This window comes from Scytonema sp. PCC 10023, assembly GCF_963920835.1.
Classification (GTDB): domain Bacteria; phylum Cyanobacteriota; class Cyanobacteriia; order Cyanobacteriales; family Nostocaceae; genus Kalymmatonema.
The window spans coordinates 1-7,398 of record NZ_CAWUDP010000199.1 but is presented as its reverse complement, the minus strand read 5'-3'; the positions used below and the strand labels follow the sequence as shown (position 1 = coordinate 7,398).

At 40.5% G+C, this 7,398-nt stretch carries 4 protein-coding genes and 2 pseudogenes; 2 read left to right on the top strand and 4 right to left on the bottom strand.

Translation table 11 applies throughout. From position 1 onward, the window contains the following. A partial coding sequence (locus ACM0OZ_RS47215) for a hypothetical protein (RefSeq protein WP_414589883.1) occupies positions 1–340 on the top strand: 340 nt, incomplete at its 5' end. Positions 341–396: 56 nt separating this feature from the next. On the opposite strand, the gene ACM0OZ_RS47210 is transcribed toward ACM0OZ_RS47215, so the two are convergent. The 3 genes and pseudogenes from ACM0OZ_RS47210 to ACM0OZ_RS47200 all read right to left on the bottom strand — a co-directional run bounded on the left by ACM0OZ_RS47210 (position 397) and on the right by ACM0OZ_RS47200 (position 6,074). Next, the gene (locus tag ACM0OZ_RS47210) at positions 397–1,368 is read right to left on the bottom strand and encodes a glycosyltransferase family 9 protein (protein WP_414589882.1); all 972 of its coding nucleotides are present in this window, start codon (positions 1,366–1,368) and stop codon (positions 397–399) included. Between the two features lie 55 nt (positions 1,369–1,423). After that, a pseudogene (locus ACM0OZ_RS47205) lies at positions 1,424–4,852 on the bottom strand (FkbM family methyltransferase); the annotation flags it as partial. 14 nt (positions 4,853–4,866) lie between these two features. After that, positions 4,867–6,074, bottom strand: a pseudogene (locus tag ACM0OZ_RS47200) (RNA-guided endonuclease InsQ/TnpB family protein). Between the two features lie 72 nt (positions 6,075–6,146). On the opposite strand from ACM0OZ_RS47200, the gene ACM0OZ_RS47195 reads away from it, so the two are divergent. Next, complete coding sequence (locus ACM0OZ_RS47195) at positions 6,147–6,326, top strand: hypothetical protein (RefSeq protein ID WP_414589881.1); 180 nt, start codon at positions 6,147–6,149, stop codon at positions 6,324–6,326. Positions 6,327–6,333: 7 nt separating this feature from the next. On the opposite strand, the gene ACM0OZ_RS47190 is transcribed toward ACM0OZ_RS47195, so the two are convergent. Continuing rightward, positions 6,334–6,936 (bottom strand): hypothetical protein, encoded by a 603-nt coding sequence (locus ACM0OZ_RS47190; protein WP_414589880.1) that lies wholly within the window; start codon positions 6,934–6,936, stop codon positions 6,334–6,336. Positions 6,937–7,398 lie beyond the last annotated feature (462 nt).

Here is a 7,398-nt window from a genome sequence, read left to right as displayed (position 1 = left end):
GGGTTTCATCCCCATGCATAAATGCAGGGGCTTTCACCCTTCAATTCTCGGTAAACAAGTAAGAACGGAAACGTTACGCAAGTTTAAGGACTACTCTGTGGGGCGGAGAAACGATCCTAAGAATACTCCAATTATCGTTGTTCAACAGAGGACAAATGTTGAGGATGTTAGTGGGTATATACTGAGGGAGCTTGCAGAGGATTATACATACCTTAAGCTGCCAGTGCGATCGCCTATAGCCATTGATATAAATCAGAGACTGCTTTTACGAGATAACACATGGAACCACTCACTGCTGGTGCGGTGTGTAAGAACCGTTAGCTGCTATCAAGCTGGCTAGAGTTGGGAGACTTGAGTTAGAAATTTTGAATTTTACCAATTTTAAAGAAGAACCTTTTAGATTTCAATATGAGTCCGCTTAAAAGAACTCAGAACTTCCAAAACAAACTCAACGCAGTCGGATAAAATTTCATGATGTTTTTCTCCCAAAATCACCAGGTTTCTATTTTGGGGATAAGCCCAGCGTTCCATGTGAGCAATACTAAATCCTGCCTGTTTGTGTTCTTCTAAAAACACTTTTCTCACTGCATCCCATAACACCACACTAGGTTTTCCCAAAGCAGTAGCGATGTGAGAAGGACCAGTATCAAAGCCAATATAAACATCACTCGCCCAGATCAAAGCCATCATCTGACGAATGGTTGTTTTTGGTGTAAATACAGGTAAAGACTTCTGCTCAAAATTGTTGTGTCCGATTTGGAGGAAACTGACTTGTTCCTTAAGTGTCTTAACCAGAAGTAACCATTTATCTAAGTACCAAGGAGACTCAGGCAGGCTAGAAGATACACCGTAAGGACATAAGCAAACAACTGGACGCTTGAGATGAGAGAGCGATCGCAATCCCCACTGCATTTCCTCAAAAGAAAGAAATAGAGAACCGCGTAACTGCCGAGGGCGTAAATTGTATGGGGCACAGAGATTGATGATCTCATGCCTGGATTGGCAGAAGTTATCAAATTCTGAGTTAACGGCGCTCATAATGGCTGGATCAATCGCATCGGCATCGACGATCTTATCGATGTAAGGATTGTTTTGCCAAATGGCATCATTCCAATCCTCTTCAGGTTCTTGTATATTCCTGGGATTGTTTTTGTAGTAGTGAGGAGCAGTCAGTATTTTGAGAGGACACCCTTTTTCCAAGGCAAACTCCTCAACTAAGCGAGTGTAACAAACCAAACTGCCGAGACCGAGCCAACTTGGAATTGCTAAATCACAGCCATACTTGGCGGCATATTGATGAGAATAAAAGCAGGATGGGGTTTCTAGAAATCTGGGAGGTTCTTGGTGTTTATCTTCGGTGTTGCTCATTTCTCTTGATTATTTTCAATACCTTCGCCAATTTACAGATGACAAAACTTTCTTGCTATTTCAAATAGTTAATTAACTCATCATCTGGTTTGCTAGCCAGTTCATGTAATACTTTTTCGCAACATATTACCAGGTTACTAATTGTTTCTTCTGCGAATAAGTCGGAATTGTATCTGACTCGAATCAGAAATGTTTCAGTAGCTTCAACAGGATACGGAAAGATATTAAATTCCAGGAATAAGTTTTTGTCCCAAACTCGATTGATATATGAAGTTTCTACTTTTTGCTGCCCCCTTAAATTTCCATATTCCCAATCGCTATTCAATTTAGATGAAAAGTTTAACATATTAATTTCAATTCTAGAAGATGTTTGTCCCCAGTATGGCTTAACGATTTCGTCAATTTTGTGTATGCTTACAAGCTGATTTGATAGGGCTTCATTAACTGTTTGCTGGATCTGTTTTAAAAGAGCAAGCCCTGTTTGATGATTTGAAACTAATGTTCTTAAAGGAACTTGATTGATGAAACAACCAAGCATCTGCTCCAACTCAGATTGATTTCGATTATTGACTACTCCTGAAACAACAATATCCGTTTGTCCAGTCCATTTGAATAACACAATTTTTATCGCAGTCAGAATTGCGACAAAAATAGTGACTTCCTGTTTGAGACTCAGTGCTTTAATGGATGAAAATAGGTTTGGTGATAGAACAAGCTGATGAAAAGCGGCTTTTCGTTCGTTTTGTCTATTGTCTAAATGATCAGGAGTCGGCACACATGGCGGCGCAGCATTTTCTAACTTTTTGCGCCAGTAGGAAAGTTGCTTTTCCATAATTCTTTCCCTTGAAACTTGCTGTTCCCAAAAGATAAAGTCCCTGTATTGGAATGGCGGCTGGGGAAGGGGAGAAGGTTGACCTTTTAGAAAGCTATGATATAGAGATTGGAGTTCCTGATATAGGATGTTGATTGACCAGCCATCGGTAATGATATGGTGCATTACGATAATCAAAAGATGATTATCTGAAGCTAATCTGAGCAACACTGCTTTAATCGGGGGAGCAGCAAACAGATCGAAGAATTGCTGAATTTCATTGGCTACAAGTTTCTCGATTTCAGCCTCTCGAATTGGTAAAGCTAAATCTTGAACATCTATCAGCTTCAAATTCAGCCTAAATGATGGGTTGACAACTTGGAAAACTTGATTACCAACATATTTAAAGTTAGTTCGCAAAACTTCGTGGCGACAAATAACTTCATTGATACATTGCTCTAATACTTTTGCAGAAAGTGTTCCTGTAAAACTAACGATCAAAGAAGAATTATAGGCATAACTATCCGAGTACTTTTGTTGGCTATCCCAGATACATTGCTGCATACAAGACAAGGGATATTCTGTGCTATTGGTAACAGGAACAAGGGATGGTATGGTTAAACCAAATTCAAGTTCATTTTGTCTTTCACTTGCTGAAGAATGCAAATCAACGACTTTGCTAAGTTCTTCTACCGTAGGTGACTCAAATATATGACTTAGTGGTAGTTCAATTGAGAACGCGTTTCTGATTCGAGAAATAATTTGAGTCGCTAAGAAAGACTGCCCTCCTAGTGCAAAGAAGTTATCATTAATGCTTATTTTATCTAGACATAATACTTCAGACCAAATGCTGGCGATCGCTACTTCCATAGGAGTGCGAGGTGGGATGAAGCAAGTTTCTAACTCTCCATAGAAGCTGTTTGGTGCTGGTAGAGCGCGGCGATCAATTTTGCCGTTTGGAGTGATTGGAAAAGACTCTAACGCAACAAAAGCATTGGGAACCATGTATTCTGGCAATTTTTGCTTGAGATAGTCGCGAATATCTTTGATGAATTGGTTCAGACTGCTCCAGATTGGTTTACCGCTGAAATACAGTTGATCGTCATCGTTTTTTTGGGTAGGACAAAGCTTTGCTGTGACCCGTCGGGCGTAGATGTTGTAGAGAGGAGTTTTCTCAAGCAAACGGTCTTGAATAACTGTCAAGTCGTATCCATGCCGTTTCAGCAAATTGGTAATCTCAGTCAGTCTACCGTTGATATCATGCACCTCAACAATAATCTGCTTAATCTTTTGCCAATCCGATTCTTGAATGCCTGCTAGCACATCCCTTTCACTTTTCTCCACATCGATTTTGAGTAAATTAATCTGCTCAACTTGATGTTCATGAATAATATCAGATAAAGTTTTTAACTCACAGGTAAATTGCTCACTCTGCAACCTTTCTTCTAACAACTCATCCAGCATCTCTTTCGATAGGGTTGCTCGATTGATTGCGCTCGCTTCTTGATTGAGCAAAAAGGACTTGACGACTTCTTTCTCTTCAACTGCATCAGCAAAGCGTCCAGAGATTACGGAAACCTTGGGATAATAAGTAAATTTGTCACGTTTAGTCTCACTGGAAAGACCACTATTAAAGAGCTTGACTTTAAGATCGTAGAGTTCTGTATTCAAGCGTAAGCATTCAAAGACTGGCGGGATGGGTTCAAAAGCGTAAACCTCTACATTAGGACGCATTTGGGCAGCAAATAAGGTAAATAGACCGATATTTGCCCCGACATCAAAAATGCAGTCTCCTTGATTAATCTCGATTCCATGCTGTAAATAAGACTTTGCCTCAAATATCTCTTGATAGAGGAATTCACTTTCCGATTTGTTTAGATGCGTAATCACCATGCCATTTGGCAACTCATACAGAGATTGTTCTGTCAATCTACCTTGCTCTTTAAGATTAGCTAACTTGAAAATGGGTGAGGTTTGCTGATGATCTGGGACAATGTAAGCAATCAGTCGCTTATTGTCAGGTTCATCTTCTCGAACCAATACAATACTTTCTCGGACTACCGGGTATTGAGACAAGACTGCTTCAATTTCGCCTAACTCAATGCGGAACCCGCGAATTTTGACTTGATGATCAATGCGCCCCAAATAGGCGAGTTCTCCACTAGGAAGATATCTTGCTAAGTCTCCCGTTTTATACAATTTTGAGTTTTGAATGTTGAGGTTTGAATGGTTAAAAGGATTAGGAATAAACCGATCGCTGGTTAAGTCGGCACGGTTTAAGTATCCCTGTGAAACGCCTCCACCACCAACATACATCTCGCCTCGAACTCCCATCGGAACGGGCTGTTGATATTGATCTAAGAGGTAAATCTGCAAGTCAGGAATGGGAACCCCGATCGGGCTACCCGTTGCATTCACATCGGCTAGAGACAGGGGGCGGTAGGTAACATGAACCGTCGTTTCAGTAATGCCATACATATTCACCAACTGAGGATGTTGATCGCCATGTCGATCAAACCAGGGCTTCAAGCTTGGCAAGTCAAGGGCTTCTCCCCCAAAAATCACTAGTCTTAAGTTCAGTTGTTTGCTTAAACTGGCGTGTTCGTCTACTTTGCTCAGTTGGTAAAATGCAGATGGGGTCTGGTTCAGGACAGTGACTTGCTCAGAAATTATTGACACTCTCCGGGCTAAAGCCACGGAGATTCTACACTCATCGTCGCCACTTGCTCAACCAGGCTTGCGCCAAGAAGAGTAGAGGTTGCGACTCCTGTAGCGTTACTTCGGGATTGCCCATCCCTAGCTCTTGCAAGATTTAGAATATTTATCGCTGCGTTCACATCTCTTTGCAACTCACATCCGCAACCACACTTATGGGTACGAGTTGAAAGAGATTTTTTCACAATTGCACCGCAATCACTACATTTTTGAGATGTCATCCTAGGGTTGACAGTAACAACTGTAGTATTGAACTTGCCAGCAAAATATTCGCTCCCAACGACGAAATAGTGTCCAAGCTACATCATTGATGGACTTTGCTAAGCAGTGATTTCGTACCATGCCTTTGACATTTAAATTTTCATAGGCTACTAAGGCGTTAGCCTTGCATACGCAACGCGCGAGTCTCTTCGCGTGTTCACTACGTTGCCTACTTACTCTTAAATGCTTCTTGGCATATCTCTGTCTTGCTTTGCGTCGTTGGTTCTTACCTTTTTCCTTTTTATAAATCTGACGTTGGGCGTGCTTAATTGCCTTCTCAGCTTTTCTAAGAAAACGCGGATTCTCCTCATGATGTCCATTGGAATCAGAATAGAAATATTCAAGACCCACGTCTAAACCGATTTCACCGTTACCTGTCCTAGGCTCAGTTTTAACTTCAACATCAACTGCAAACTGGCAATAGTAACCGTCTGCTTTACGGACTAGCCGAACTCGCTTGATTAGCTTGACAGGATAGGCGTGGATGTCCCACTTCCCTAGCAGCTTGACTTCGCCTATCCCTTTTTTGTCAGTAAAGTGAATGCGTCGTTTCGTCGAATGTAGTGACCATCCACTAGTTTTGTATTCAACAGATCGGTTATCTCTTTGGAACCTAGGGAAACCCTTTTTCCCAGGCTTTTTAGACTTGCAATTGTCGTAGAATCTGGCAATAGATAGCCAAGCTCTTTCTGTTGCAGCCGTGCCTTGCCATTGAATTCAAGTCTTTAACAAATCCAAATTCTTTACGCAGCGCTGTTGAGTAGTTATTCAAAGCAATCTTATCTACTTTTTGCTCTTGAGGTGCATCCATCCAATAACGAATGGCTTTGTTACGGATAAATTGAGTAGTTCTAATAGCTTCATCAATAGCTCGATATTGCTGTTGCTTACTCTTAATTTTGTATTCTAAAACCAGCACTGCGTTATCACCTCCTTAATTTTATTAACTGAATTAATGCTAGCATGAATGTATTGCCTTCGTTCGACATTTATGAAAAATAAACGATTGAGTTTTCGGCTAACAGAACGTAGGTATCATAAATTACTCTTATTGTCTGTTCAGTTAGATAGAACAATGTCTAGCTTGGTAGATGAATGGATAGATTCACTCCCTGAACCAAAAGTCAAAGCCCCTGAAGGGGCTAACCGCTTGCCTACATCCACTGCCTGAAGTACGATTAAGGCTCTCGCCGTGCTGCGAGCCTTAATCTCAGTGGTTTTGGCTCGCTCGATTTCTTATAAATTTCTGAGAACATGTTTGTGAGTAGCCCCTTGTAAATATCATTTACCACCATGTTGTGATATATCCATTTCTTAAAATCACAAGCTTGTGGTAAACAATATTCATCTAATTGCCACGGGTAATTTCCTAAAAAGCTGCTTGCCAAATCTTCATAAAGTGCAGCGTGGGTTACACCCTCATAGTCTAACCCCAAATCTTCGTGACTAGTTTCAGCATTGAAGGCACTGGCTAACAATAATTGTTCCCGTTCTTGAGCGTCTTTGGTAAAAGCAAGACGTTGTAAACGGCAAGATAGCCCATATATAGCTAACATTTTCAAGTGTGTAGCTTTCCAAGAATTGAAGAATGTGGCTAACATTTTGTCTGACCAGCAATGGGTAGGTAGCAGAGCAAAAAAGTTTTCACAATGTTGCAGTGACTCGCTTGCTTCTGCAAAACTCTCATTCAAAGCCTGTTGCATTTTTTCGTCAGAAACCATGCCGATAACGTTGTTAATCGTGTTGATGATTTTAGTTCCTGATGTAGTCAGAATTAACACGAAGTGACAGTTAATATTCTAAACTTTCGTCTCATAGTAAAACCGATTTTTCACATTCTCAAATAGTTACAATTTATATAATTTAGTAGTTTAAAAAAAGGTGTGTTTTGATAACTTGCAATTTGACTTAAGCTCGACTTTATCCATTTCCAGTAACGCGATGGGCATAACGCTTGCCCGAGGGCATAGCATACGCTAAAACCTTTATGGAACCTAGACTTTGACTTTTTCAATTTCGGCAAAATTAGTGATGTAGGAAAAACCTCGATATCCTCCATCCAAGCTGCTATTCTCCAAATTTCAGCAATTAGTCTTGTAAGAAAGCTTACAACACCCCCACTTTGAAAACATCTTTTGATTTGTAGCGTACAAATCATCTCAGCTTCACAAAAAAAATGCAACAGTACTTAAGACAGTTAAGACAGTTAAGCAGATATTTAAACGGACAGTTAAGACAGTTAA

Bases quoted from the DNA above. Each gene is read 5' to 3' on its own strand.
- ACM0OZ_RS47210 (WP_414589882.1), bottom strand. From the start codon at position 1,368: ATGAGCAACACCGAAGATAAACACCAAGAACCTCCCAGATTTCTAGAA.
- ACM0OZ_RS47195 (WP_414589881.1), top strand. From the start codon at position 6,147: ATGAAAAATAAACGATTGAGTTTTCGGCTAACAGAACGTAGGTATCAT.